Origin of the sequence: Pseudomonas sp. 22526 (assembly GCF_052044735.1) — a bacterium.
GTDB classification, from domain to species: Bacteria; Pseudomonadota; Gammaproteobacteria; order Pseudomonadales; family Pseudomonadaceae; genus Aquipseudomonas; species Aquipseudomonas piscium.
Map to the genome: position 1 here is coordinate 72,182 of NZ_JBQENK010000005.1, position 26,357 is coordinate 98,538.

20 protein-coding genes are annotated in these 26,357 nt (G+C 63.5%); 11 read left to right on the forward strand and 9 right to left on the reverse strand.

What is annotated here, in order from left to right:
- Positions 1-7 precede the first annotated feature (7 nt).
- The 5 genes from ACTJKT_RS09305 to ACTJKT_RS09325 form a co-directional block, all read right to left on the reverse strand.
- Positions 8-1,477 carry an efflux transporter outer membrane subunit gene (locus tag ACTJKT_RS09305; protein ID WP_440786862.1) on the reverse strand — a complete coding sequence of 490 codons (1,470 nt, stop codon included), beginning with the start codon at positions 1,475-1,477 and terminating at the stop codon, positions 8-10.
- Positions 1,478-1,951, reverse strand: a complete 474-nt coding sequence (locus ACTJKT_RS09310; protein ID WP_440786863.1) for a MarR family winged helix-turn-helix transcriptional regulator — start codon at positions 1,949-1,951, stop codon at positions 1,478-1,480. It lies immediately after the preceding gene.
- A 215-nt stretch (positions 1,952-2,166) separates the two neighbouring features.
- Positions 2,167-5,841, reverse strand: coding sequence for a translocation/assembly module TamB domain-containing protein (locus ACTJKT_RS09315; protein WP_440786864.1), 3,675 nt, complete (start codon positions 5,839-5,841; stop codon positions 2,167-2,169).
- Positions 5,838-7,565 carry an autotransporter assembly complex protein TamA gene (locus ACTJKT_RS09320; RefSeq protein ID WP_440786865.1) on the reverse strand — a complete coding sequence of 576 codons (1,728 nt, stop codon included), beginning with the start codon at positions 7,563-7,565 and terminating at the stop codon, positions 5,838-5,840. Before ACTJKT_RS09320 ends, ACTJKT_RS09315 begins: the two co-directional genes overlap by 4 nt.
- Before the next feature lie 63 nt (positions 7,566-7,628).
- Positions 7,629-8,279, reverse strand: coding sequence for a GNAT family N-acetyltransferase (locus ACTJKT_RS09325; protein ID WP_440786866.1), 651 nt, complete (start codon positions 8,277-8,279; stop codon positions 7,629-7,631).
- A gap of 218 nt (positions 8,280-8,497) precedes the next feature.
- On the opposite strand from ACTJKT_RS09325, the gene xthA reads away from it, so the two are divergent.
- The gene (gene xthA, locus ACTJKT_RS09330; RefSeq protein ID WP_440786867.1) at positions 8,498-9,310 is read left to right on the forward strand and encodes an exodeoxyribonuclease III; all 813 of its coding nucleotides are present in this window, start codon (positions 8,498-8,500) and stop codon (positions 9,308-9,310) included.
- A gap of 55 nt (positions 9,311-9,365) precedes the next feature.
- Here xthA and ACTJKT_RS09335 read toward each other — a convergent pair whose 3' ends face one another.
- Entirely contained in the window at positions 9,366-9,692 is a 327-nt protein-coding gene (locus tag ACTJKT_RS09335; RefSeq protein ID WP_440786868.1) for a DUF1508 domain-containing protein, read from the reverse strand.
- A gap of 250 nt (positions 9,693-9,942) precedes the next feature.
- On the opposite strand from ACTJKT_RS09335, the gene ACTJKT_RS09340 reads away from it, so the two are divergent.
- Complete coding sequence (locus tag ACTJKT_RS09340; protein ID WP_440786869.1) at positions 9,943-11,325, forward strand: substrate-binding domain-containing protein; 1,383 nt, start codon at positions 9,943-9,945, stop codon at positions 11,323-11,325.
- A gap of 77 nt (positions 11,326-11,402) precedes the next feature.
- Here ACTJKT_RS09340 and ACTJKT_RS09345 read toward each other — a convergent pair whose 3' ends face one another.
- On the reverse strand, positions 11,403-12,632 hold the full coding sequence (locus tag ACTJKT_RS09345; protein ID WP_016701915.1) for an acyl-CoA dehydrogenase: 1,230 nt from the start codon (positions 12,630-12,632) through the stop codon (positions 11,403-11,405).
- A gap of 177 nt (positions 12,633-12,809) precedes the next feature.
- On the opposite strand from ACTJKT_RS09345, the gene ACTJKT_RS09350 reads away from it, so the two are divergent.
- The 3 genes from ACTJKT_RS09350 to ACTJKT_RS09360 all read left to right on the forward strand — a co-directional run bounded on the left by ACTJKT_RS09350 (position 12,810) and on the right by ACTJKT_RS09360 (position 15,308).
- Positions 12,810-13,736, forward strand: a complete 927-nt coding sequence (locus ACTJKT_RS09350; RefSeq protein WP_009044615.1) for a LysR family transcriptional regulator — start codon at positions 12,810-12,812, stop codon at positions 13,734-13,736.
- Between the two features lie 141 nt (positions 13,737-13,877).
- Positions 13,878-14,282 carry a MerR family transcriptional regulator gene (locus ACTJKT_RS09355; RefSeq protein WP_097304270.1) on the forward strand — a complete coding sequence of 135 codons (405 nt, stop codon included), beginning with the start codon at positions 13,878-13,880 and terminating at the stop codon, positions 14,280-14,282.
- A 126-nt stretch (positions 14,283-14,408) separates the two neighbouring features.
- Positions 14,409-15,308: a hydroxymethylglutaryl-CoA lyase gene (locus tag ACTJKT_RS09360; RefSeq protein WP_106698010.1), complete on the forward strand. Its 900-nt coding sequence runs from the start codon at positions 14,409-14,411 to the stop codon at positions 15,306-15,308.
- 653 nt (positions 15,309-15,961) lie between these two features.
- On the opposite strand, the gene ACTJKT_RS09365 is transcribed toward ACTJKT_RS09360, so the two are convergent.
- A complete protein-coding gene (locus ACTJKT_RS09365; protein WP_440786870.1) occupies positions 15,962-17,656 on the reverse strand; it encodes an AMP-binding protein in 1,695 nt (564 codons plus the stop codon).
- Between the two features lie 252 nt (positions 17,657-17,908).
- Here ACTJKT_RS09365 and ACTJKT_RS09370 point away from each other — a divergent pair, with 252 nt between their 5' ends.
- From ACTJKT_RS09370 to ACTJKT_RS09385, 4 genes are read left to right on the forward strand one after another with little or no spacing between them, the layout of a single operon-like run.
- Positions 17,909-19,072, forward strand: a complete 1,164-nt coding sequence (locus ACTJKT_RS09370; RefSeq protein WP_097304272.1) for an isovaleryl-CoA dehydrogenase — start codon at positions 17,909-17,911, stop codon at positions 19,070-19,072.
- Between the two features lie 11 nt (positions 19,073-19,083).
- Complete coding sequence (locus tag ACTJKT_RS09375; protein WP_440786871.1) at positions 19,084-20,691, forward strand: carboxyl transferase domain-containing protein; 1,608 nt, start codon at positions 19,084-19,086, stop codon at positions 20,689-20,691.
- Between the two features lie 17 nt (positions 20,692-20,708).
- Positions 20,709-21,524: a gamma-carboxygeranoyl-CoA hydratase gene (locus tag ACTJKT_RS09380; protein WP_097304273.1), complete on the forward strand. Its 816-nt coding sequence runs from the start codon at positions 20,709-20,711 to the stop codon at positions 21,522-21,524.
- Complete coding sequence (locus tag ACTJKT_RS09385) at positions 21,524-23,467, forward strand: acetyl/propionyl/methylcrotonyl-CoA carboxylase subunit alpha (RefSeq protein ID WP_440786872.1); 1,944 nt, start codon at positions 21,524-21,526, stop codon at positions 23,465-23,467. Before ACTJKT_RS09380 ends, ACTJKT_RS09385 begins: the two co-directional genes overlap by 1 nt.
- A 56-nt stretch (positions 23,468-23,523) precedes the next feature.
- Here the strand turns inward: ACTJKT_RS09385 and ACTJKT_RS09390 are convergent, their stop codons facing one another.
- Positions 23,524-24,189 carry a LexA family protein gene (locus tag ACTJKT_RS09390; protein WP_025804745.1) on the reverse strand — a complete coding sequence of 222 codons (666 nt, stop codon included), beginning with the start codon at positions 24,187-24,189 and terminating at the stop codon, positions 23,524-23,526.
- A 131-nt stretch (positions 24,190-24,320) separates the two neighbouring features.
- On the opposite strand from ACTJKT_RS09390, the gene ACTJKT_RS09395 reads away from it, so the two are divergent.
- Both ACTJKT_RS09395 and ACTJKT_RS09400 read left to right on the forward strand, forming a co-directional pair.
- Positions 24,321-24,662 carry a DUF6124 family protein gene (locus ACTJKT_RS09395; RefSeq protein WP_063432045.1) on the forward strand — a complete coding sequence of 114 codons (342 nt, stop codon included), beginning with the start codon at positions 24,321-24,323 and terminating at the stop codon, positions 24,660-24,662.
- A gap of 513 nt (positions 24,663-25,175) precedes the next feature.
- Positions 25,176-26,327, forward strand: a complete 1,152-nt coding sequence (locus tag ACTJKT_RS09400) for a M14 family metallopeptidase (protein ID WP_210688175.1) — start codon at positions 25,176-25,178, stop codon at positions 26,325-26,327.
- The last annotated feature ends 30 nt before the right edge of the window (positions 26,328-26,357 follow it).

Here is a 26,357-nt window from a genome sequence, read left to right on the forward strand (position 1 = left end):
CCTTGAATTATTGGTTGCGCGAGGCTGGGGTCGGGGTGGCCGCGGCCAGATTGTCGGTCTGGAAACCACCGCCCAGGGCTTGCATCAGTTGGATCGACAGGTCGATCTGCTGGGCATTCAGGGTCGCCAGCTGACGCTGGGCTTGCAGCAGTTGCTGCTCGATGCTGAGCACGTCCAGGTAATTGCCGATCCCCGAGCCGTAGCGCTGGACCACGGTGTCGTAGGAGTCCTGGGCGATGTCAGTGGCGTGTTGCTGGGCGGCGATCTGCCGACCGATGTCACGCAACTGGGAGATGGTGTCGCTGACATCCCCCAGGGCCGTCACCAGGCTCTTGTTGTACTGCGCCACGGCCAGGTCGTAGTCGGCATCCCGGGCATCCAGGTCGGCGCGCAGGCGGCCACCGTCGAAGATCGGCAGCGACACGGTCGGGGCGATGTTGAAGAAGCGGCTGGCCGATCCGAACATCGCGTCCCCCAGCAACGCTTGAGTGCCGGCGGCGGCGCTCAGGTTGAGGTTGGGATAGAAGTTGGTCTTGCCGGCGTCGATGCTCTTGCTCGACGCCTCGACCCGCCAGCGCGCGGCCACCAGGTCCGGACGACGGCCCAGAAGTTCCGCCGGCAGCACCGACGGCAGCGCCACCGCGCTGGCCTGCAGGACTTTCGGCCGGGCGATTTCGTTGCCCCGGTCGGGGCCTTTGCCGAGCAATACCGCGAGGGCGATCTTGGCGCTCTGCAGGTTTTTCTCGGCGTCGATCAGGCTGGCTTCGGAGCTGGCCTCCAGGCTTTCGGTCTGCTGGTACTGATACTGGCTGTCGATGCCCGAGCTCAGGCGCTTCTGGCTCAGCTCGAGCATCTGCCGGGTGCGCTTGAGGTCTTCATCGGCCAGGTCATGGACGATATGCGCCTGGCCCAGGTCGCTGTAGGCCCGGGCCACATCGGCGGCCAGGGTCAGTTGCGCGGCCTGGCGATCGATCTCGGCGGCGCGGGCCTGGCCCAGGGCGGCTTCCCAGGTATCGCGCTGGCCGCCCCAGAGGTCGAAGGTGTAATTGAAGTTGGCTGTCAGGCTGCGCATCGTGCTGTAGTTGTCGCCCTGCCCGCTCGGGTCCTGCGAGCGAGACAGCCGCGAGCGGCTGACACTGCCGCTGGCATCCAGGGTCGGCATGCGCGCCGCATCCGCGGCATAGGCCGCCGCGCTGGCCTGGTGGGCCCGGGCGCTGGCGATCTGCATGTCGGGGCTGTCGTGCAGGGCTTCGCGGATCAGGCCATCGAGCTGTGGATCGCCCAGGCTCTTCCACCAGTCGCTCTTCGGCCAGGCCGCCGGCGACAGGGTCACGCCATTCAGGGATTGTCCGGCCTTGAGGGATTTGGCATCGAGGCTCACCCCTTCGGTTGTCAGGCCACTGTAGTTGGCACAACCGGCCAGGCTCATGGCCAGCAGTACCAGGCTCAAACGGGCACGCAAGGTTTTACTGCTCATTTACTTGTCACCTACCCGCAACACAGTGATCGGGTCACCGGCCGCCAGCAAAATTTTCTTGAGGAGCTGTTCCAGGGTTTTCAACTCTTCGGGGGTAATGGCGCCGGCCAATTCATTCATGGCGTCGGCGCCGATGTGCGGCAGACGGTCGGCGAGCTTCTGGCCCTCCTCGGTGAGCACCAGGCGCACCTGGCGGCGGTCGTGCTCCGAGCGGTGGCGGGCGAGGAAGTCCTTCTGCTCCAGGCGATCGAGCATGCGGGTCATGGAACCGCTGTCGAGGGACAGGTGGCGGCACAGCTCGGCCGGGGTGTCGACGCCGAACTGGGCCATGATGATCAGCACCTTGAACTGCGCGGCGGTGATGCCGTGGGGTTCCATGTGGGTGTCGATGATCCGGTCCTTGAGCAGGGCCGCGCGGCCCAGCAAGAGCCCGAGGTGGCAATTTTGGAAACCGTCTGGGGTGAAGTGCTTCATCTGACCACCTGTTAGCTGCCTAGGCAGCGAAAGTATGTCGAGATGTTACTGCCTAGGCAGCCAATATCCAAACAATAATTAGCATGCTTACTATTAAGCTAATTAATGGGAAAGTCTTGAAATCGAAAAAATCGGGGGAAGAAATATCGGCTGGAGGGTTGCGGCTTGGTGGTAGCCAGCCCCCTCGTCAAAGGGGACTGGATCACTGACGGTTATCAGAAGTCGCGCTTGTAGAAGATATCCAGCGAGCTGGCGACGCCGCTGGCCGCTTCCAGGTAGACCTTTTTGCTCAGTTTGTAGCGCAGGGCGATGGTGTTGGCCGGCTCGAAGACCCCCACCCCGTAACGCAGGCTGAGGCGCTCGGAGATATTGCCACTGGCCACTACGCTGGTGGTATTGCCGCTGCCCTGGGTGTCGAGCTGGAAGTCGTCGATCCCCAGGTCCTTGGCCAGCCCGCCGGTGATGTTCGAGCTGCCCATCAGGCCAAGGCCCAGGGCGGCTTGCGCCAGCATGTTGTTGTCCTCGCCGGTGGTGCTCAAGGGACGCCCCAGCACCAGGTAGGACAAGGCCTGCTCCTGGCTCATGGCCGGCTCCGAGAAGATCTGCGTGGTCGGCTGTTCGGCGCTGCCGCTGAGGCGGATCCCGGCGATCACGTCATCGGTCTGGCGGATCGCCTCGATGTCCAGGTACGGCTGGTCGATCGGCCCGGCGAACAGCAGGCGCGCCCGGCGCACGGTCAGGCGCTGGCCGTAGGCGCGGTAGCGGCCGTCGTTGAGCCACAGCTCGCCACGGGTGTCCATGTTGTCGCCGATGTGCACATGGCCTTGCAGGTTGGCGGTCAGGCCGAAACCGGTGAAGCTGAGCTTGTCCTCGCCGACCACCACGTCGATGTCCATCGCCATGGCCATCGGCGCTTTGCCCTCCTCGGTCTGCTGCCCGATGATCACCGTGTCGTCCGACACCTTGACCGTCGACGGCGGCAACTCACGAACGGTGATTTCGCCCTTGGGCACCTGGACCTTGCCGGCAATCGCCAGCTTGTCGTCCTTCATCGAAATCTTCAGGTCCGGCGCCACGTCCAGCACCGCATAGGGCTCGACGGTGACCGGCAGCTGCGAGCCCTTGAGGCTCAGGTCCACCACCAGCGCCTGGCCCCAGGCGATATTGCCGTTCAGGCTGCCCTGCCCGGCTTTGCCGCTCTTCCAACCGCCATTCAATTGCACGCTCTCACCAGAGATCAGTGCCTGCAATTGCAGGTCCTGGAGGCTGATGGGCAATTCGGGACCTGAGACTTCGCCCCCGCTGAGGGCCAGGTTGCCGTTGACCTGCGGCGCCAGAAGACCACCGGAGATGCGCCCGCTGCCATTCAGGGTGCCGGCGAGCTTCTCGACCATCGGCACGAACGGCCGCGCCACCGCCAGGTCCAGGCCGCTGAGGCGGAATTCGCCGGACAGCGGCTTGTTTTTCGGCAGCGGATTGATCTGCGCCTGCAGCATCAGCTCACCGAGCTTGCCGCCGCTGAACGCCAGCTGCGTGTCGATACGCTTGGGGTTGAGGGTGGTGTCGATTTTCAGCGTCTGATACGGGAAGTCCAGCCACTGCTGCTTTTCCTTGACCCGCAAGGTGCCGCCGCTGGCGTCCAGCAGGATCCGCCCTTGCGGGCCACCAGCCGGTACGTCCAGCTTGATATCGGCGTTGAGCCGGCCCTTCCAGGCGAAGTCCTTGGGCAACCACTGCGCGAGGCTGTCGATCGGGAACTGCTTGAGCTGGTAACGCAACTTGGGCTCGGGCATCAGCCGCTGATCCTCGCCACACAGGCTGGCATCGCCGCTGGCCCAGCAATGGGCGCCGAAGTTGAGCTTGCCGTCGGCCAGGTATTCGAGCTTCGCCGGGGCTTGCAGCTTCCAGTCCTGGCCACCGGTCTGGATATCGCCGCTGGCCAGGCGGCCGCGCCAGTTGCCCTGGTCCAGCTTGCCGTCCAGGCCCAGCGCCAGTTTGAGCTGCGGGCCTTGCAGGTCCAGTTGCAGTTTCTGGTTGTTGATATCGCCCTGGCCGCTGGCCGTCAGCGTCCCCAGCGAGGTTTCACCGACCTGGATGCCGCCCCCCTTGAGGTCGATCCGCGCCCGTTGCGCACTGTCCAGGTTGGCATCGAGCTTGAGGCTCTGCAGGCGATTGTCGGCGAACACCAGTTGCTGGCCTTGCAGGTCGAGCTTGCCCTGCGGCGCCTTCAGGGTGCCGGCCACATCGAGGCGACCGTTGAGCTGGCCGCGCAGCTCGGGCCACAGCTGGCCGAGACGTGGCAGCTTGATATCGAGCTGCCCGGCCAAGCGTTGTTGCAGGCGGCCGGAGCCGTTGATGCGGTTGTCGCCCAGGCGGATGTCCAGGGTACTCAGGTTCCATTGCTCGCCTGCGCCATCGGCCTTGGCCTGCAGCACCACCGGCTGGCCGCGCAACTTGCCCTTGAGGTCGAGGTCGGCGTTGAGCTTGAGTTGCTCGTTCTTCATCTCACCCTGGCTGCGCAGCGGTCCGGCCAAGGTACCCGGCAGCTCGGCAACCCAGTACGCCGGGTTGATCGTCGACAGGTCCAGCGCGGTGTCCCAGGCGATGCCATCGGCGAATTGCAGGTTCAGGTGGCCTTCGGCCTTGCCCTGGCCGGCCGCCAGCTTGAACTGGGGCAGGAAGATTTTCGTCAGGTCGCCACTGAATGGGCTGCTGAGGCTGAACGCCCCCGCCGGGCCATCGAGGTCGCCCTTGAAGTTGCCCAGGTAATTGCCGTCGCGGTAGGCGACTTCAGCATTGAAGCGGCGCACCGCCACCGCGGGTTCTTCGATCAGCGGGTACAGGCGATGCCAGGGGAAATCCAGCCAGTCGAGCTTGGCTTCGGCGTTCAGCCCCTGACTCCAGTCCAGTTGGCCGGTCAGCTTGAGGTTTTGCTTGTCGTTAGCGGTCAGGTCCAGCGCGGCGATCTGCGCGCCCTTGGCGTCGACCTTGCCTTGCAGCGCCAGTGCCACCGGCCCCTGCTCGGCCGGCAGGGTAGCCTTGCCCAGCAGTTGGTAACCGGCCTTGAGGTCGCCTTTGCCGGTCAGCTCCAGCTGATTGAGCATCAGGGTGTCGGGCAGGTCGGCGCTGGCCTTGAAACCATCGGCGGTGATCCGTACCTGGGCCGGCAGGTTCTCCGCCAGCGGCTGCAGTTCACCGCTCAATTGGCCTTGCAGATAACCGCTGCTGTCGGCCGCAAGCTTGAGGGTCTTCAACAGGTCGCCGTCGACCTTCAGCGCCAGCGCCCAGGGTTCGCTGCCGGGCGCCGGCAGGGTCAGGGTACCGGTGGCGCTCAGTGGCCAGTCACCGCTGGGCGACAACAACCCCGAAAGATTGAGGCTGAGGTCGTCGCGTTGCAGGCTCACCGAGTCGATCCGCAGGCCCTTGGCCGTCCACTGCGCCGCCAGTTGCAGGCCCTTGAGCTCCTCGCTGCCATTGAACTGCAGGCTGCCGACCCGCACCTGACCCAGCTCGATCGCCAGGGGCAGCTGCAGATCCGGCAGGCTGATCGGGCCGCTGCTCTCTTCTTCCGCACCCGGCGGGAATTGCAGGCTGACCTGCTCCACGTCCAGTTGCTCGATACACAGGGTCATGCGCATCAGGCAGGCCGGCGACCAGGCGAATTTCGGCGCCTGGAGTTCGACCCGGCTGCTGTCCTGCTGCCACAACAGATGATCGGCGCTCCACTGCCCGCCCAGGCGACCGGCGAAGTTCTCCACCGTCAGACCCGGCACCAGGCCCAGGGCCCAGCGACTGCCGGCCTGGGTGCCGAGTATCGAAGCCAGCGCCAGTACCAGCACCGCCACCAGCGCAAGCAACGCCAGCGCCGCAATCTTCAAACCACGCTTCACAGCTCTGGCCCCATGGAAAAGTGCAAGCGAATGCCGCCGTCATCGTCCAGCGCACGGGCCAGGTCGAGGCGGATCGGCCCCACCGGGGACACCCAGCGCACACCGACACCGACCCCGGTCTTGAGGTTCGGCAGTTCAAGTTTGTCGAAGGAGTTGCCCTGGTCGACAAAGGTCGCCAGGCGCCACTTTTCCGCGATGGAGTACTGGTACTCGAGGCTGCCTGCCACCATGTAGCGCCCGCCGATCCGGTCGCCGTCGGAGTTCTCCGGCGACAGGCTCTGGTAGTTGTAACCGCGCACGCTCTGATCGCCACCGGCAAAAAAGCGCAGCGACGGTGGGACCTTCTTGTAGCCGTTGGTGGCGCTGCCACCGAACTGCACCCGGCCGAGAAAGCGGTGGTTGTCCCACACCGTGGTCAGGCCCTTGAGCAGCACGGTGCCATATAACAGGTTGGTGTCCGAGCCCAGCCCTTCCTTGGCCAGCTTGGTGTCGAATTGCAGGCGATAGCCATTGTGCGGGTCGATGCGGTTATCGCTGCGCAGGTAGGAATAACTGACGCCGGGCATCAACAGGGTACTCAGGCCCGAATCGTCGCCGAGGCGATACTCCTCACGCTGCCACTTCAGCGAGATGACCCGCTGCCAGCCGCTGGGCAACTTGCTGTGCCACTCGGGACCGAGGGTCAGCAGCTTGCTCAAGGTATCGGTGTTGGCGATTTCTTCGTTCTGGTAGCCGCCGGCAAACCGCAGCTTGTCGGTCAGCGGCGGGTCCAGCGGTATGTCGTAGAACAGGCCGACGTTCTGCCGCGGCGCGGAGACTTCCGCCTCCCAGCCATAGCTGTGGCCTTGGGCATTGACCCAGTGCCGGGTCCAGTTGGCCTTGGCCCGCGGCCCGACGTCGGTGGAAAAACCCAGGCCCAGGCCCATGGTGCGCGGCTTGCGGGTTTCCAGCTGGACCGCCACCGGAATCACCTCGGCGGCGGCCGCGGTCGGCGCCGCGTCGACCCGCACGCCTTCGAAGTAACCGCTCGATTGCAGCGCCTGGTTGAGTTCGGCGATCAGTTCGGAATCGTAGGGGGTGCCAGCCTTGAACGGCACCATGCGTTGCAGCAGGTCTTCGTCGAACGGCGTGTCGCCGGCAAAACTGACCTTGCCCAGGGCATAACGCGGACCGCTTTCGTAGACCAGTTCGATATCCGCCACCCCGGCCTGGGGGTCCACGGCCAGCTTCTGCCGGGTGAAACGCCCGCTGAAAAAGCCGTAGCGCGACGCCTGGTTCTGGATCAGCCGCTTGGCGTCTTCGTAATGGCCGTGATTGAGCACCGCGCCGCTTTTCAACTGGTCGCTCTTGGGCACCCGAAAGCCCTTGAGGGAGGCCGCCGGGCCGTCGACCCGAATGGTGACATTGCGCAGATGCACCGGCTCGCCGGGATCGATGTTCAGCACCAAACGCGGCTTTTCGCCGCCTTTGACTTCGCTGCTGATCTGCGGCTGGTAGTAGCCCAGGGCCTGGGCGGCCTTGCGGGCCTGCTCCTCGGCGCCACGGCTGAAACGCAGCAGAGCCTCCTCGTCACGATCGCCAACCCCGCCAATGTAGCCCTCCACATTGGCCTTGAGTTCATCGTTGGAGGGTTTGACCCTGACGTCCAATTCGCTTTGCGCCAGTGCCGCACAGCTTGTGAACAGCAGCAGAAAGCCGCTGGTGAATCTTCCTGAAAACTTCATAGGCGCGAATGCTATCACGAGCTGGGAGCCCGATAGAGCGCACAAATGCAAGGAAAGTTCTGTTCAGCCGTTCGCGCTTTGCAGAACCTGCGGGTTGGCGTGAAAGAAAATGTGCTCGCGGACCGGACCGACGGCGATCTCGCCAATTTCTTCATAGCCCTGGCGCTCATAGAACGCCAGGTAACGCGGGTTGCCGGTGTCCAGCACCACCCCCTGAGAATGCTCATCCACCGCGCACCAGTTGTGCACCGCCTGCAGCAACTGCTCGCCGAAATGCTTGCCCTGGAACTGCGGATGAATTCCCAGCAGCGGCAACACATGCACCGCATCGCTGGGCAGGCAGCCCAGCACCGCCGCGTGATAGTCCAGGTAACGCCGGGTGCAGCGGAAACCGGTGCTGAGCACCATGCGCAGGCGCCAGGCCCAACTCTCGGTAATGCCCAGGCGACGCTGGGGCGGCGCGATCAGGGCGATACCGATCAGCCGGTCGTTGACCAGCAGGCCGATGGCCGGCAGGTCCTGAATGAAGTGCTGCTTGACCAGCTCACGCACCGTGGCCCGCACCCGTTGTTCGTAACCCGGGCGTTCGGACTCGAACAGATAGGCGAAGGTCGGCTCGTGACGATAAGCCTGATACAGCAGGGAACGGGCTTCGCGGGCATAGCCGCTGTCGAGCATATGAATGTCGGCGATGGCAGTCGAGGTTTCAGGCATGGCGATTGTTCTCCCCCTGGGCCCGGCTTGAAGTGGGCCGCGCTGGGTGGCGGCTACTTGTGCCAGTTCTTGGTGTGCTCATAGCTACGAGCCTTGCAGGCCCGCGATCGTTCCACTGCGCGCTGCTCATGGACCTTAGCAGCGCATCCTTCCTGCCGCCATGCTGGCCGCCGGGCGACTTGTCGGCTAGCATCGCAGTTTTGCCAGGACTGCCGACCATGAAGATCGTCTCGTTCAACATCAACGGGCTGCGTGCCCGCCCCCATCAGTTGGCGGCGCTGATCGAAAAGCATCAACCGGACATCATCGGCCTGCAGGAAACCAAGGTATCGGACGACCAGTTCCCCCTGGACGAAGTCCAGGCGCTGGGTTATCACGTGCATTTCCACGGGCAGAAAGGCCACTACGGTGTCGCCCTGCTCTCGCGTCAGGCGCCGCTGGCGTTGCACAAGGGCTTCGAGGGTGACGAAGAAGATGCCCAGCGGCGTTTTATCTGGGGCACCTTCGCCGACGTCGATGGCACCCCGGTGACCATCATGAACGGCTACTTCCCCCAGGGCGAAAGCCGCGACCACCCCACCAAGTTCCCGGCCAAGCAGCGTTTCTATAGCGACCTGCAGCACCTGCTGGAAAGCCGTTTCAGCAACGAGCAGCCGCTGGTGGTCATGGGCGACGTGAACATTTCCCCGGAAGACTGCGACATCGGCATCGGCCCGGACAGCATCAAACGCTGGCTGAAAACCGGCAAGTGCAGCTTCCTGCCGGAAGAACGCGAGTGGATGGCCCGCCTGAAGAACTGGGGCCTGGTGGACAGTTTCCGCCACCTCAACCCAGAGGTGGCCGATCGCTTCAGCTGGTTCGACTACCGCAGCCGCGGTTTCGAGGACGAGCCCAAGCGCGGCCTGCGCATCGACCTGATCATGGCCTCCCGCGGCCTGCTGCCACGGATCAAGGATGCCGGGGTCGACTACGACCTGCGCGGTATGGAAAAACCTTCCGACCACGCACCGATCTGGCTCGAACTGAGCTGATCGCCAGGCACAAAAAAGCCCATCCTGCGATGGGCTTTTTTATGGCTTCAGCGTCTCAACACAGCTCGACCCGGGTGCCGGTGCCGGCCTGCATGATGGCCTCGATGGCGGACTCACGGGTCGGCTCCGAGTCATACAAGTGGCTGACCAGGATCACCTCCTTGCCAGCCTTGAGATTGAAGTAGGATTTGCCGCCAGGGGCGATCTTCTTTTCGTAACTACCCGGGGACGTGCAGTGCTTGCGGAACAGCGCAATGGCTGCCTCGACACTCTCACGACAAGGGTAACGGTCGCTTTGAAGCATGGTCTGCGCGTCCTTGGACTTCAGCAAGAACCTGAAACCTCCGCTGCCATATTGCTTCAGCTCGAACCAGCCACTCATTTCATACTCCTTTGACACAAGCAAATTGCAGCCAGGGCTGCATCGACGCCTGGTGACGACGAGAGTCGGCATGCGCCAATTCCCCTCCAGACAAAGTTTTTAACTCTACTGAGCCAGCTGTGCCGGGTCTTTAAGAGCATTCTGAAAAGCCAGGGGAATGGTCTGGTTGCCCTTATCAACTGTCACATCCCCGTCACCTACCTGACTTAATCTCGCCGCATTCGCTCCTGCCATAGAAGGCCATTGCCGCATGTCACGCGTTTCCACCACCAGTGAACGGGACCTCTGGTGCCGCACCCTCTGCCTGCTGCTGGTCGGCTTCGTTTGCTACGCCCTGCCCTGGTCGGTGTTCGCCGCCCTGCCCCTGGCCGGCGACAACCAGCCGGTGCTGCGCATCCAGGGTTCCAACACCATAGGTGCCGCGCTGGGCCCGGCCCTGGTCAAGGGCCTGATGCAAGAACAGGGCTTGCTCGACATCCGGATCGAGGCATCGGGCAAAGACAATGAGCGTCGGGTGACAGGCCAGGATGCCCAGGGCCGGCGCGTTCTCGTCGAGATCGCCGCCCATGGCTCCAGTACCGGCTTTGCCGCACTGAAGAACGCCAGCGCCGACCTCGCCGCCGCGTCACGGCCGATCAAGGACAGCGAACTGGTGGAACTGGAAGCCCTTGGCGACCTGAAAGACCCCGATGCCGAACAGGTGATCGCCATCGACGGCCTGGCGATCATCCTCCACCCGCAAAACCCGCTGACGCGCCTGGACACCGAGCAACTGGCGCGGGTGTTCAGCGGCGAGGTGAAAACCTGGGAAGAACTGGGCGGTATCGGCGGCGCCATTCACCTGTACGCCCGCGATGACCGCTCCGGCACCTACGACACCTTCAAGGAGCTGGTGCTGGCCCACCGCGGCAAAAACCTCAGCGCCACGGCGAAACGCTTCGAGTCCAGCGAACAACTCTCCGACGCGGTCAGCCACGATCCCCAGGGCATAGGTTTTATCGGCCTGCCCTATGTGCGCCAGGCCAAGGCCGTGGCGATCGTCGATGGCGGTTCGCAACCGATGTTGCCCCTCGACAGCCTGATCGCCACCGAGGACTACCCGCTGTCCCGGCGCCTGTACTTCTACCTGCCGCCCGATGAGCAAAACCCCTGGGCCCGCGCCCTGGTGCGTTTCGCCCAGAGCGCCAGGGGCCAGGCCATAGTCGCGGCCAACGGCTTTATCGCCCAGACGGTGCTGGCCATGAGTGTCGCACCCGCCCCGCAGATGCCCGAGGGTTACCAGGCCATCGCCCGACAGGCGCAGCGCCTGACCGTGAACTTCCGCTTCGAGGAAGGCAGCGCCACCCTCGACAACAAGGCACGCCAGGATCTGGCGCGGGTCCTGGATTTTCTCAAGCGCTACGACAAGCTGGACAAGCGTGTGACCCTGGTCGGCTTCGGCGATGCCAAGAACGATCCGGCGCGCGCGGCATTGCTGTCCAAGCTGCGAGCCATGACCGTACGCCGGGAGCTGGTGAGAAACGGTGTGGTGTTGCGCGAGATTCGCGGTTTTGGCGCGCAGATGCCGGTCGCGGCCAATACCGCGGACGAGGGGCGGATCAAGAATCGGCGGGTGGAGGTCTGGGTGTACTGAGGGACGAACCAGCGGTGTAATCGAGGACGTTATCGNTACGGAAGACTCTGTAGGAGCGGAGCTTGCCCGCGATCGTTTTAATGCCCGCTGCGCAGCATTTCCTTGGGCACGTACTTGCCGATTTCAAACTTGCCGATGGCCGCGCGGTGCACTTCGTCCGGGCCGTCGGCCAGGCGCAGGGTGCGTTGCATGGCGTACATGTAGGCCAGCGGGAAATCGTTGGAGACCCCGGCCCCGCCATGAATCTGGATGGCCCGGTCGATCACCTTCAAGGCCACGTTCGGCGCCACCACCTTGATCTGGGCGATTTCGCTTTTCGCCACCTTGTTGCCGACGGTGTCCATCATGTACGCAGCCTTCAGGGTCAGCAGGCGCGCCATGTCGATCTCCATCCGCGAGTCGGCGATCTTGTCGACGTTGCCGCCCAGGCGCGCCAACGGCTTGCCGAACGCGGTGCGGCTCACCGAACGCTTGCACATCAATTCCAGCGCACGCTCGGCCATACCGATCGAACGCATGCAGTGGTGAATCCGGCCCGGGCCAAGGCGACCCTGGGCAATCTCGAAACCACGGCCCTCGCCCAGCAGCACGTTCTCGTAGGGCACCCGCACGTTGTCGAACAGCACTTCGGCATGGCCGTGGGGCGCGTCGTCGTAACCGAACACCGGCAGCGGCCGGACAATCTTCACCCCGGGGGTGTCGACCGGCACCAGGATCATCGAGTGCTGCTGGTGGCGCGGCGCGTCCGGGTTGCTCAGGCCCATGAAGATCAGGATCTTGCAGCGTGGATCGCAGGCGCCCGAAGTCCACCACTTCTTGCCGTTGATCACCCATTCGTCGCCATCGCGCACGGCGCGGGCGGCCATGTTGGTAGCGTCGGACGACGCCACGTCCGGCTCGGTCATGGCGAAGGCCGAACGGATCTCGCCGCGCAACAGCGGCTCCAGCCAGCGTTGCTTCTGCTCTTCATTGGCGTAGCGCACCAGCACCTCCATGTTGCCGGTGTCCGGTGCCGAGCAGTTGAAGGGTTCCGGCCCCAGCAGGGAACGGCCCATGATCTCCGCCAGCGGCGCGTATTCGAGGTTGGTCAGGCCGGCGCCGAGTTCCGACTCGGGCAAGAACAGGTTCCACAACCCCTCGGCCTTGGCCTTGAGCTTGAGCTCTTCCATGATCGCCGTCGGCTGCCAGCGATCGCCTTCGGCGACCTGGCGTTCGAACACCGCTTCAGCCGGATAGACATAAGTGTCCATGAACGCGGTCACGCGCTCACGCAGTTCCTGAACCTTGGGGGAATAGGCGAAATCCATGGGCAGCTACCTTCTTGGCAAGGTGGTTGAGGGCATGGAACCGATGCTAGAACAGCTTACGAAAATTTACCTAGCCTATTCTCGGCGTGTATTAACATTCATCACCGATATATGATTGACTGATCGGGCAGGCCATCAGTCCATCCCCCCGGCCCCTAACAATAAGAGTGCAGCGCAATGAATCTGAGCAAGGTCGACCTCAACCTTTTCATCGTCTTCGACGCGATCTACACCGAAGCCAACCTGACCCGCGCCGGGCAGATCGTCGGCATCACTCAGCCCGCTGTCTCCAACGCCCTGGCCCGCCTGCGCGAGACCTTCAACGACCCGCTGTTCGTGCGGACCGCCCAGGGCATGGTGCCCACCCCCATGGCGCAGAACATCATCGGCCCGGTGCGCAACGCCCTGTCGCTGCTGCGGGTATCGGTGCAGGAAAGCCGCATCTTCAACCCCTTGCAGGCGGTCAAGACCTACCGCATCAGCATGACCGACCTGACCGAGGCGGTGATCCTGCCGCCGCTGTTCCAGCGCCTGCGGCGCCTGGCCCCCACAGTGATCATCGAGAGTTTCCTGTCCAAGCGCCGGGAAACCACCAAGGAACTGGCCGCCGGCCGCCTCGATTTCGCCGTCGATGCCCCGCTCAATACCGACCCGCAGGTCCGCCACGTCAAGCTGATGGAAGACCGCTACGTCTGCGCCATGCGCAAGAGCCATCCGCTGGCGAACAAGGAAAAACTCAGCCTCGACGACTACCTGTCGCTGACCCATATCCACATCTCCAGCCGCCGCAGCGGCCTGGGTTACGTCGACCTGGCCCTGGGCAAAATGGGCATCCAGCGCAAGATCGCCCTGCGCTCCCAGCATTACCTGATGGCTTCGCAAGTGCTGCAACAGACCGACATGGTCATGACCGTGCCCGAGCGCTTCGCCCGGCGCCACGACCTGCAGGCGTTCAACCTGCCGGTCAACGACGTGCCGCCGCTGGAAACCCACCTCTACTGGCACGAAAGCACCGACCAGGACCCGGCCAACCGCTGGATGCGCGAGCAGATGATCGAGTTGTGCCAGCAGGTGACGGCCCACGAGAAAAAACTCGAAAAGTAATCTGTAGGAGCGAGGNTGCTGAACCACCAGGTTCTCGCCTATCGCGGGCAAGCCTCGCTCCTACGGATAGGGTTGCATCTTGCTTGACGTATACGTCAACCTCGAATTAGCTTAACGCCAAGACCTTTTTCGAGTGCCCCCATGAGCAGCCAGACCTACAGCATTTCCGACCTCGCCCGCGAGCTCGATATCACCACCCGGGCCATCCGCTTTTATGAAGAACAAGGCCTGCTCGCCCCCGAACGCCGTGGCCAGGAACGCATCTACTCGCCACGGGACAAGGTCAGCCTGAAGCTGATCCTGCGCGGCAAGCGCATCGGCTTCTCCCTGGCCGAATGCCGCGAGCTGATCGAACTCTACGACCCCAGCAGCGGCAACCTGAAGCAGCTGCACAGCATGCTGGCGAAAATCGCCGAACGCCGCGAACAGTTGGAGCAGCAGTTGCTGGACATCGAACAGATGAAGCTGGAGCTGGACACTGCGGAAGAGCGCTGCACCCAGGCGCTGGAGCAGACCATCAAGAATCAGAAAAGCGTCGTGCAGTAACCGCACCCGCAACCCAGACAATCTGCCAGACAGACCGCAGCGCCTGGTTTTGCGTCGACTTCGTCGCCGAGCGCAGCCTGCGGCAGCGGCTACATCAGCGGCCCTACATATAAAAGGTAAAGCCCCATGTCCCTCCCCACCCATGTGCGCCTGGTCGAGGTCGGTCCTCGCGACGGTTTGCAGAACGAAGCCCAGCCCATCAGCGTCGCCGACAAGGTGCAACTGGTGGACGCTCTGAGCGCGGCCGGGCTCGGCTATATAGAAGTCGGCAGCTTCGTCTCGCCCAAATGGGTGCCGCAGATGGCCGGGTCCGCCGAAGTGTTCGCGCAGATCCAGCGCAAGCCGGGGGTGACCTACGGCGCCCTGGCCCCGAACCTGCGCGGTTTCGAAGACGCCCTGGCCGCCGGGGTCAAGGAAGTCGCAGTGTTCGCCGCTGCCTCCGAGGCCTTCTCCCAGCGCAACATCAACTGCTCCATCAGCGAGAGCCTGGAACGCTTCGTGCCGATCATGGAGGCGGCGAAACAGCATGGCGTTACCGTGCGCGGTTATGTGTCCTGCGTGCTGGGCTGCCCTTACGAAGGCGAGGTGGCGCCGGAACAGGTCGCCGTGGTCGCCCGCGAGCTGTACAGCATGGGCTGCTACGAAGTGTCCCTGGGCGACACCATCGGCACCGGCACCGCCGGCGCTACCCGCCGCATGTTCGAGGTGGTGTCTGCCCATGTTCCGCGGGACAAGCTCGCCGGGCACTTCCACGACACCTACGGCCAGGCCCTGGCCAATATCTACGCCAGCCTGCTGGAAGGCATCGCGGTGTTCGACAGCTCCATCGCCGGGCTCGGCGGTTGCCCCTACGCCAAGGGCGCCAGCGGTAACGTCGCCAGCGAGGACGTGCTGTACCTGCTCAATGGCCTGGGCATCGAAACCGGTATCGACATGGAGCGCCTGATCCTCGCCGGCCAGCAGATCTGCTCCGTACTGGGGCGGCCCACCGGCTCGCGCGTCGCCAAGGCCCGTTACCCAGGTTGAGGGGGGTCGCCTGTTTCAGGGTGTTACCGGCCGCTCTGGCGCACGCTCGAAACGGGTAACACGGAAACAGTTTGTCGATTTTCTAGCGGTACAGATGAAAGACCATTTTTACCAAGCCATTGATTTTAAAGGATTTTAAAAAGTTGGCACGGCACCTGCTATATCTCTGGCATAACAAGAATAAAAAGCAGCAAAGCTAATAAAAATAAGACGAAACGACTCTGACATAACAAAAACAACACGGCAGAGACGCAGCTAACAGATTTTTTTGGAGAGGATGTGTTTTCCAGGGTGTCTTTAACAATAAGAGCCACCCGCAACCGGGCAGAGAACAATAAAACTACCCCAAGGTAGCTCCCGAACTGGTTGGTCGCTCAGGCGAGAAAATAGATCAGCGCTCAAAAAAATACGTTTGCTCTTGATCCCGGATGGGGATCGCCAAAAACAGCGGTAAAGGGTAACGGTTGCCAAAAACAACAACAGACCGCCCCTCAATAATAAGAAAAGAGCACGCAACGACAAAAATTAAAGGGGAGCTTCGGCTCCCCTTTGTGCTTTCTGCCGTTCCTGTTTTCTTCCCTGATTCGGCAGCGACCTTGGGGTCGCTATCGCGAGCAAGCTCGCTCCTACACAGAGCGAGCCTTGCGATGACATCAGGAACGCTCGCGCAACTCCTCGATGCTGATCTCGCGCATCCTGAACTTCTGGATCTTGCCGGTCACGGTCATAGGGAACTCCTCGACGAACTTGAAGTAACGCGGCGTCTTGAAGTGGGCGATGCGCGCCTTGCACCAGGCCTGCAGCTCCTCCTCGCTAGCCGTGTGGCCGGGGTGGAACTTGATCCAGGCGACTATCTCTTCGCCGTATTTCGAGCACGGGATGCCGATCACCTGCACATCGGCCACCGCCGGATGGGTGAAGAAAAACTCCTCCAGCTCGCGCGGATAAATGTTCTCGCCGCCACGAATGATCATGTCCTTGTTGCGCCCGGCGATGCACACGTAACCCTGCTCGTTCATGGTCGCCAGGTCGCCGGTATGCATCCAGCCCGCCTGGTCGATGGCTTCGGCCGTGCCCTGGGGGTTGTTCCAGTAGCCCAGCATCACGCTGTAACCGCGGGTGCACAACTCGCCGATGGTGCCGCGCGGCACGATATTGCCCGCCTCGTCGATGATCTTGCTTTCCAGCTGCGGCTGGGTGCGGCCGACCGTGGTCACGCGCAGTTCGAGGTCGTCCGCCGGGCCGGTCTGCAACGACACCGGGCTGGTTTCGGTCATGCCGTAGGCGATCTGCACTTCGCTCATGTGCATCTCGCTGATCACCCGGCGCATCACCTCGATCGGACAGGTGGCCCCGGCCATGATTCCGGTGCGCAGGCTCGACAGGTCGAACTCGGCCCGCCGTGGCTGGTCGAGCATGGCGATGAACATGGTCGGCACGCCGTACAGCCCGGTGGCCTTTTCCTCGGCCACGGCGCTCAGGGTCAGCAGCGGATCGAAGGCATCGTTGGGGTAGATCATGGTGGTGCCGTGGGTCACGCAGCCCAGGTTGCCCATGACCATGCCAAAGCAGTGGTACAGCGGCACCGGGATCACCAGGCGATCCTCGTGGCCCAGGCCCAGGCTCTCGCCGACCATATAACCGTTGTTGAGGATGTTGTAGTGACTGAGGGTCGCGCCCTTGGGGAAACCGGTGGTGCCGGAGGTGTACTGGATATTCACCGCCTGGTCGGGGTCCAGGCTGTCCTGGCGTTCGTGCAGCGCTTCGACGCTGACGCCGGCCCCCAGGTCGGCCAGCTGCGACCAGGGCAGAAAGCCCGACGGCGGCTGCGCGTCGAGGCTGATCACGCCGCGCAAATCCGGCAGGCGCTCGCTCTGCAACTGGCCGATGGACTGCTGCGCCAGCTCGGGCGCCAGACCCTGGAGCATGGCGTGGTAGTCGGAGGTCTTGAACGCGCCGGCGCACACCAGCCACTGGCAACCGGACTGCTTGAGCACGTATTCCAGTTCGGAGCTGCGATAGGCCGGGTTGATGTTCACCAGGATCACGCCGATCTTGGCGCTGGCGAACTGGCTGATGCACCACTGGGCGCAGTTGGGGGCCCAGATGCCCAGCCGGTCGCCGGTCTTGAGCCCCAGGGCCAGCAGCGCCCGGGCATGCAGATCGACGGCTGCGGCCAGTTGCTGCCAGCTGTAGCGCAGCTGCTGATGACGTACCACCAGGGCCTCGCCCTGCGGGTATGACGCCACTGTGCGATCGAACGCCTGGCCGATAGTCAGCGCCAGCAAGGCCTTGTCCTGCGTGCCGCGAGTGTAGCTGCGCCCCGGCGCGGATGCGGATTGATCCATGACGACCCCTATTGTCTTTATTGTAGGAGCGAGGCTTGCCCGCGATTGGAGCGCCGCGGTGTCGCTATACGACCGCGTCATCCTTCATCGCCAGCAAGCTCGGCGGCTACAGAGTCGCTCAAGTTGACGTTTACGTAAAGGGTGATTGACAGCCACCTGTCGCAGGCTTACGTTAACGTAAAGGTGAGAGCCGGATCACCTGCTCTCCACAACCCGACTCCCTTACATAAAAACAAGTTTGAAGGTGCCCCCATGAGCTATCCGACCCTGAACTTTGCCCTCGGCGAAACCATCGACATGCTCCGCGACCAGGTGCAGGCCTTCGTCAAGGCCGAGCTGGCGCCACGGGCGGCACAGATCGACATCGACAACCTGTTCCCCGCCGACATGTGGCGCAAGTTCGGCGACATGGGCCTGTTGGGCATCACCGTGCCGGAAGAGTACGGCGGTGCCGGCCTGGGTTACCTGGCCCACGTGGTGGCCATGGAAGAAATCAGCCGCGGCTCGGCCTCGGTCGCCCTCTCCTACGGCGCCCACTCCAACCTCTGCGTCAACCAGATCAACCGCAACGGCAACCACGAGCAGAAAAGCAAGTACCTGCCCAAGCTGATCAGCGGCGAACACATCGGCGCCCTGGCCATGAGCGAACCCAACGCCGGCTCCGACGTGGTCTCGATGAAGCTGCGCGCCGACAAGCGCGGCGACCACTACGTGCTCAACGGCAGCAAGACCTGGATCACCAACGGTCCCGACGCCAACACCTACGTGATCTACGCCAAGACCGACCTGGAAAAGGGCCCGCACGGCATTACCGCATTCATCGTCGAGCGCGACTGGAAAGGCTTCAGCCGCAGCAACAAGTTCGACAAGCTGGGCATGCGCGGCTCCAACACCTGCGAGCTGTTCTTCGATGATGTGGAAGTGCCGGAAGAAAACATCCTCGGCGTGCTCAATGGCGGCGTGAAGGTACTGATGAGCGGCCTGGACTACGAGCGTGTGGTGCTCTCCGGCGGCCCGACCGGGATCATGCAGGCCTGCATGGACCTGGTGGTGCCCTACATCCACGACCGCAAGCAGTTCGGCCAGAGCATCGGCGAATTCCAGCTGATCCAGGGCAAGGTCGCCGACATGTACACCCAGCTCAACGCCAGTCGCGCCTACCTGTATGCCGTGGCCCAGGCCTGCGAACGCGGCGAGACCACGCGCAAGGACGCCGCCGGGGTGATCCTCTACAGCGCCGAACGCGCCACCCAGATGGCCCTGGACGCGATCCAGATCCTCGGCGGCAACGGCTACATCAACGAATTCCCCGCCGGCCGCCTGCTGCGCGACGCCAAGCTGTATGAAATCGGCGCCGGCACCAGCGAAATCCGCCGCATGCTGATCGGTCGCGAACTGTTCAACGAAACCCGCTAACGGAGCTGTCCATGGCTATCCTGCATACCCAGCTCAATCCCCGTTCGGCGGAGTTCGTCGCCAACAGCGCGGCGATGCTCAAACAGGTCGACGCCCTGCACACCTTGCTCGCCCAGGTCCAGCAAGGCGGCGGCGCCAAGGCCCAGGAACGGCACACCTCGCGCGGCAAACTGCTGCCGCGCGAGCGCATCAACCGCCTGCTCGACCCGGGCTCGCCCTTCCTCGAAGTCAGCCAGCTGGCGGCGTACCAGGTGTATGGCGAAGACGTGCCGGCCGCCGGGGTGATTGCCGGTATCGGCCGGGTGGAAGGCGTTGAATGCATGATCGTGGCCAACGACGCCACGGTGAAAGGCGGCTCCTACTACCCGCTGACCGTGAAAAAACACCTGCGCGCCCAGACCATCGCCCAGCAGAACCGCCTGCCCTGCATCTACCTGGTGGACTCCGGCGGCGCCAACCTGCCGCGCCAGGACGAGGTGTTCCCCGACCGCGAGCACTTCGGGCGGATCTTCTTCAACCAGGCCAACATGAGCGCCCAGGGCATCCCGCAGATCGCGGTGGTCATGGGCTCCTGCACCGCCGGCGGGGCCTACGTGCCGGCCATGGCGGATGAGGCGATCATGGTCCGCGAACAGGCCACCATCTTCCTTGCCGGCCCGCCGCTGGTGAAAGCCGCCACCGGTGAAGTGGTCAGTGCCGAAGACCTCGGCGGCGCCGATGTGCACTGCAAGATCTCCGGTGTCGCCGACCACTACGCCGACAGCGACGAACACGCCCTGGCCCTGGCCCGGCGCAGCATCGCCAACCTCAACTGGTGCAAGCAGGGCGAGTTGCAGCAACGCGCGCCGATCGCCCCGCTGTATGCCAGCGACGAGCTGTACGGGGTGATTCCGGCGGACGCCAAGCAACCCTTCGATGTGCGCGAAGTCATAGCGCGGCTGGTGGACGGTTCGGTCTTCGATGAGTTCAAGGCGCTGTTCGGCACCACCCTGGTCTGCGGCTTCGCTCACCTGCATGGCTACCCGATCGCCATCCTCGCCAACAACGGCATCCTCTTCGCCGAGGCCGCGCAGAAAGGCGCGCACTTCATCGAACTGGCCTGCCAGCGTGGCATCCCGCTGCTGTTCCTGCAGAACATCACTGGCTTCATGGTCGGCCAGAAATACGAAGCCGGCGGCATCGCCAAGCACGGCGCCAAGCTGGTGACCGCGGTGGCCTGCGCCAAGGTGCCGAAGTTCACGGTGATCATCGGCGGCAGCTTCGGCGCCGGTAACTACGGCATGTGCGGCCGCGCCTACGACCCACGTTTCCTGTGGATGTGGCCCAACGCGCGGATCGGCGTGATGGGCGCCGAGCAGGCCGCCGGGGTGCTGGTGCAGGTCAAGCGCGAGCAGGCCGAACGCGGCGGACAGCCATTCAGCGCCGCCCAGGAAGCCGAGATCAAGCAGCCGATCCTCGATCAGTACGAGCATCAGGGCCATCCGTATTACTCCAGTGCCCGGCTGTGGGACGACGGCGTCATCGACCCGGCGCAGACCCGCGACGTCCTGGCGCTGGCCTTGTCCGCGTCCCTCAACGCCCCTATCGAACAGAGCCGCTTCGGCGTGTTCCGCATGTGACCCGGAGCGAAATCGACATGAACGACTTCAACACCCTGGAACTGCTGAAGGACCCGCGTGGTTTCGCCACCCTGTGGCTCAGCCGCGAGGAAAAGAACAACGCCTTCAACGCGGAAATGATCCGTGAACTGATCCTCGCCCTGGATCAGGTGCAAAGCGATCCGGCCCTGCGCTTTTTGCTGGTGCGCGGCCGTGGCAAACACTTCAGCGCCGGCGCCGACCTGGCCTGGATGCAGCAGTCGGCCGAACTCGACTACCACACCAACCTCGACGACGCCCGCGAGCTGGCCGAGCTGATGTACAACCTGGCCAAGCTGAAGATCCCGACCCTGGCCGTGGTGCAAGGCGCGGCCTTTGGCGGTGCCCTGGGCCTGATCAGTTGCTGCGACATGGCGATCGGCGCCGACGACGCGCAGTTCTGCCTCTCGGAAGTGCGCATCGGCCTGGCCCCGGCGGTGATCAGCCCGTTCGTGGTGCAGGCCATCGGCGAACGCGCGGCGCGCCGCTACGCCCTGACCGCCGAGCGTTTCAGCGGTCAGCGGGCCCGGGAAATCGGCCTGTTGTCGGAAAGCTACCCCACGGCCGAACTGGAACAACAGGTGGCGTCGTGGATCGACAACCTGCTGCTCAACAGCCCGTGTGCCATGCGCGCCAGCAAGGACCTGCTGCGCGAAGTCGGCAACGGCGCCCTGACCCCGGCCCTGCGTCGTTATTGCGAGAACGCCATTGCCCGCATCCGCGTCAGCGCCGAAGGCCAGGAAGGCCTGCGCGCCTTTCTGCAAAAACGCCCGCCCAGCTGGCAGCCCGCCCCGACCACCAAGGAGCCGCGTTGATGAGCGCCCCTGTCCTGACCACCCTGCTGGTGGCCAACCGCGGCGAGATCGCCTGCCGCGTGATGCGCACCGCCAAGGCCCTGGGCCTGACCACCGTGGCCGTGCACAGCGCCACCGACCGTGACGCCCGCCACAGCCGCGAAGCCGACCTGCGCGTCGACCTGGGCGGCAGCAAGGCCGCCGACAGCTACCTGCAGATCGACAAACTGATCGCCGCCGCCAAGACCAGCGGCGCCCAGGCGATTCACCCCGGCTACGGCTTTCTGTCGGAAAACGCCGGCTTCGCCCGCGCCATCGAAGCCGCCGGCCTGATCTTCCTCGGCCCGCCGGCGTCGGCCATCGACGCCATGGGCAGCAAGTCGGCGGCCAAGGCGCTGATGGAAACCGCCGGCGTGCCTCTGGTCCCGGGTTATCACGGCGAAGCCCAGGACCTGGAAACCTTCCGTGTCGCCGCCGAACGCATCGGCTACCCGGTGCTGCTCAAGGCCACAGCCGGCGGTGGCGGCAAGGGCATGAAAGTGGTGGAGGACGTCAGCCAGCTGGCCGAAGCCCTGGCTTCGGCCCAGCGTGAAGCGCAGTCGTCCTTCGGCGACTCGCGGATGCTGGTGGAAAAGTACGTGCTCAAGCCGCGCCATGTGGAGATCCAGGTGTTCGCTGACCAGCACGGCAACTGCCTGTACCTCAACGAACGCGATTGTTCGATCCAGCGGCGCCACCAAAAGGTCGTCGAAGAAGCCCCGGCCCCCGGCCTGAGCGCCGAACAGCGCAAGGCCATGGGCGAAGCCGCTGTACGCGCAGCCCAGGCCATCGGTTACGTGGGTGCCGGCACCGTGGAATTCCTGCTGGACGCCCGCGGCGAATTCTTCTTCATGGAAATGAACACCCGCCTGCAGGTGGAGCACCCGGTCACCGAAGCCATCACCGGGCTGGACCTGGTGGCCTGGCAGATCCGCGTGGCCCAGGGCGAGGCGCTGCCGATCACCCAGGACCAGGTGCCGCTGATCGGGCATGCGATCGAAGTGCGGCTGTACGCCGAGGACCCGGGCAACGACTTCCTCCCGGCCACCGGGCGCCTGGCGCTGTACCGCGAATCGGCGGCGGGTCCCGGACGGCGGGTGGACAGCGGCGTCGAGGAAGGCGACAGCGTGTCGCCGTTCTACGACCCGATGCTCGGCAAGCTGATCGCCTGGGGCGAGAACCGCGAGCAGGCACGTTTGCGCCTGTTGGGCATGCTCGACGAATTCGCCATTGGTGGGCTGAAAACCAACCTGGCATTCCTGCGGCGCATCATCGCCCACCCGGCCTTCGCCGCCGCCGAGCTGGATACCGGTTTTATCCCGCGCTATCAGGATCAGTTGCTGCCAGCGGCCACCGCCTTGAGCGACGAGTTCTGGCAAGCCGCCGCCCAGGCGTTCGCCCAGAGCCAGCCGGACCAGCTGCGTGCCGACGACCGTCATTCCCCCTGGGCCAAGGCCAGTGGCCTGCGCATCGGCCTGCCGCGGGAAACCGTGCTGCACCTCGACTGCGAGGGCCAGGACCGGGCGATCAAACTGGACACAAGCACGGCCATTGCCTTGCACGGCGAGCAGCTGTCGATCGACCACAAGGGCTTGCGCCAGCAGCACCGGGCGATTCGCCAGGGCGACAGCCTGTACCTGCAGTGGCAGGGCGAGATGCACCGGGTCACGGCCTATGACCCGATTGCCGCGGTGGAGGCCAGTCACAGTCATCATGGCGGCCTGACCGCACCCATGAACGGCAGCATCGTGCGAGTTCTGGTGCAGGCCGGGCAGAGTGTCGAAGCCGGCGCGCAACTGGTGGTCCTGGAGGCGATGAAGATGGAACACAGCATCCGCGCCCCCCAAGCCGGGGTGGTCAAGGCGCTGTATTGCCAGGAAGGCGAGATGGTCAGTGAGGGAAGTGCCCTGGTGGAGCTGGAATAAGCTCCTGAGGCAGAAGATCGTTCCCGCAGCCTTGCGGGAACGATCGTATTTTTACGTCAGAATTTCGCAGTGGCCTGCACCACTACACCAATAATCCGACACTCATCGCTGTAAAGCGCCTTCGGGTAAGTCGGATTCAGCGGCACCAGATAACGTTGCCCACCCTCTTCCACCAGCTTGCGGAAAATCGCTTCGGTACTGCCCGGGCATTGCACAATCACCAGCTTGCCGGGAACCGCCTCCACCGCCGGATCCACCAGGATCAACATGTCCTGGGCAATGCTCAGGCCGCTCGGGGCAATCATCGCGTCGCCCACCACGACCAGCCAGAAAGCCGAGCCTTCGGCCTGGTAGTCGGACAGCTCGTAACGCTCGGCGGCGTAGCCCGCGCCACCGGCCTCGCGCACCTCGCCAACGCCCCGCCAGTCGCTGACCGGGTAGCGAAAATACGGGTTGTACTTCTGCACCAACGACGGCCCTTCCAGCAGCAACTGGCCCTCGTCATCCACCTGGGGTTTTTCGCGGATCACCAGCGCGACTTCGAGAAAACCCAGGCCGATTTCTTCCAGCACGCGGTTCATGTCTTCGATCTTCGGCTGGCGGCGTTTGCTCAGCCAGTGGCCGATGCCGCCCTGGGACATGCCCAGGCGTTCTGCGAGTTTTTCTTGGGTGACCTTGCGGTCCTTCATGTTGGATTTAACCAACTCGATCCATTTGTCCATGGACCGGAACAATACGTTGTGTATTTCGGCCCTCAACACACAAGTTGTAGTATTTGAAACCTAGTCACAAATACATTAAGTATTACCATTCCTAAGACCCTCTTATTCCACGTCAAAGGATGGAACCGCTCATGAGCACAACCAGCAAAGATGCACCGGAACTGGAAACCGATGTCGGCTTCAACGCCCTCAAGGACAGCGAGGCCGCCCGCCGGGCCATGGACTACTACTTGAAACCGGCTATTGCCGAAGCGTCGATCGACGAGAAATTCTTCGAGGTCAAACCCAGCATCAGCAGCGAGGAAGCGATGATCCACGCTTCCGACCTGCTGCGGTGCGCCGCGGCCAGCGCCTACGAGGCCGCCGACCACCTGCGGGGTACCCGGCGGGACCTGGCGTTTTCCGTGGTGCACATGATCGACATGGCCAAGGCGCTGGTGGATCGTTCACTGGACAGCCAGCGCCAGGAATGAGATGCACGGCAGAATTCGCCCACGGCTCATCCGGCCGATGAACAAGGCTGGCAACAGGGGCAGGAAATTATTTTCCAAAAGGCGGGGAAAAACATTTGACTTGCAAATGATAATGATTATTATTGCAAGCAACTGGTCGCGAGATCAGTCGATAACCCAAGAGACCTTAGGTCGGACTCCTGGATTATCTCCTCATCAGGCTAATCACGGTTTTTGACCCGGCTTTTTGCCGGGTCTTTTTTTTCTGCCAGTTTTTCTGGCTTGGCTTCAGGCTAATGAAGACTGGGTACCGCTGAATTGGCGGCGATGATAGCAAAAGAATGCCTCATTGCAAGCCGACGCCCGCCGCAACGGCTCGCAAATGTAAAAACAGCGCTTGAGAATCAATCGCATAGCTTCTAAGCTGCTTTCGCGTCAAGGACGACGCCCCCCCTTCTCCCGCGGAAATTACCCCCGGTAATTCCCTGCCTTGCTAAAGTAACGGCCATAAAAAATCCTGTTCAGGAATCGACCATGACCGTGGCTCAAAGCTCGTTTCAAATCTCTGCCAATTTCGACAGCGGCAATATCGAAGTACTGGATACCAGCAACCCCTCGCAAGTCCTGCTGGCGATCAAGCCCGACACCCGCAGCGCGCATTTTCAGTGGTTCCACTTCAAGGCCAGCGGCCTGCATGTCGGCCAGGAACACTGGTTCCGCCTGAGCAATGCCAGCAAGTCCTCGTACAACAAGGCCTGGAGCGGCTATCAGGCGGTGGCCTCCTACGACCACGTCAACTGGTTCCGCGTACCGACGATTTTTGAAGGCGACACCCTGCGCTTCTGCCTGGAAGCCACCCAGACCCACGCCTGGTTCGCCTATTTCGAACCCTACAGCCGCGGCCGGCATGACTGGCTGATCGAGCAGGCGCTGAACAAGGCCGGCGCCGAACTGCTGGCCACCGGCAAAAGCGTCGAGGGCCGTGACATCCAGCTGCTGCGCAAAGGCAGCGGCGGCGAAGGCCGGCGCAAGGTCTGGATCATCGCCCAACAGCACCCTGGCGAGCACATGGCCGAATGGTTCATGGAGGGCGTGATCGAACGCCTGCAGCACCGTGACGACGCCGAGCTGAACCGGCTGCTGGCCAGCGCCGACCTGTACCTGGTGCCGAACATGAACCCCGACGGCGCCTTCCACGGCCACTTGCGCACCAACGCCATGGGCCAGGACCTGAACCGCGCCTGGCAGAGCGCCAGCCAGGAACTCAGCCCGGAAGTACTGTTCGTCCAGCAGCAGATGGAGCAGTACGGCGTCGACCTGTTCCTCGACGTGCACGGCGACGAAGAAATCCCCCACGTGTTCACCGCTGGCTGCGAAGGCAACCCGGGCTACACGCCGCGCCTGGCCAAGCTCGAGGAGCATTTCCGCAGCCACCTGAAACACAAGACCCGGGACTTCCAGACCACCCACGGCTACACCAGGGACAAGCCCGGCGAAGCCAACATGACCCTGGCCTGCAACAGCGTCGGCGAGAAGTTCGATTGCCTGTCGCTGACCCTGGAAATGCCGTTCAAGGACCACGACGACAACCCCAACCCGCTCACCGGCTGGTCGGGCAAACGTTCGATGCAGCTGGGCAAGGACGTCCTCAGCACCGTGGCCGACATGGTCGGCATCCTGCGCTGATCCTGCCGCTGGCCGCGGCTCGAACCGCGG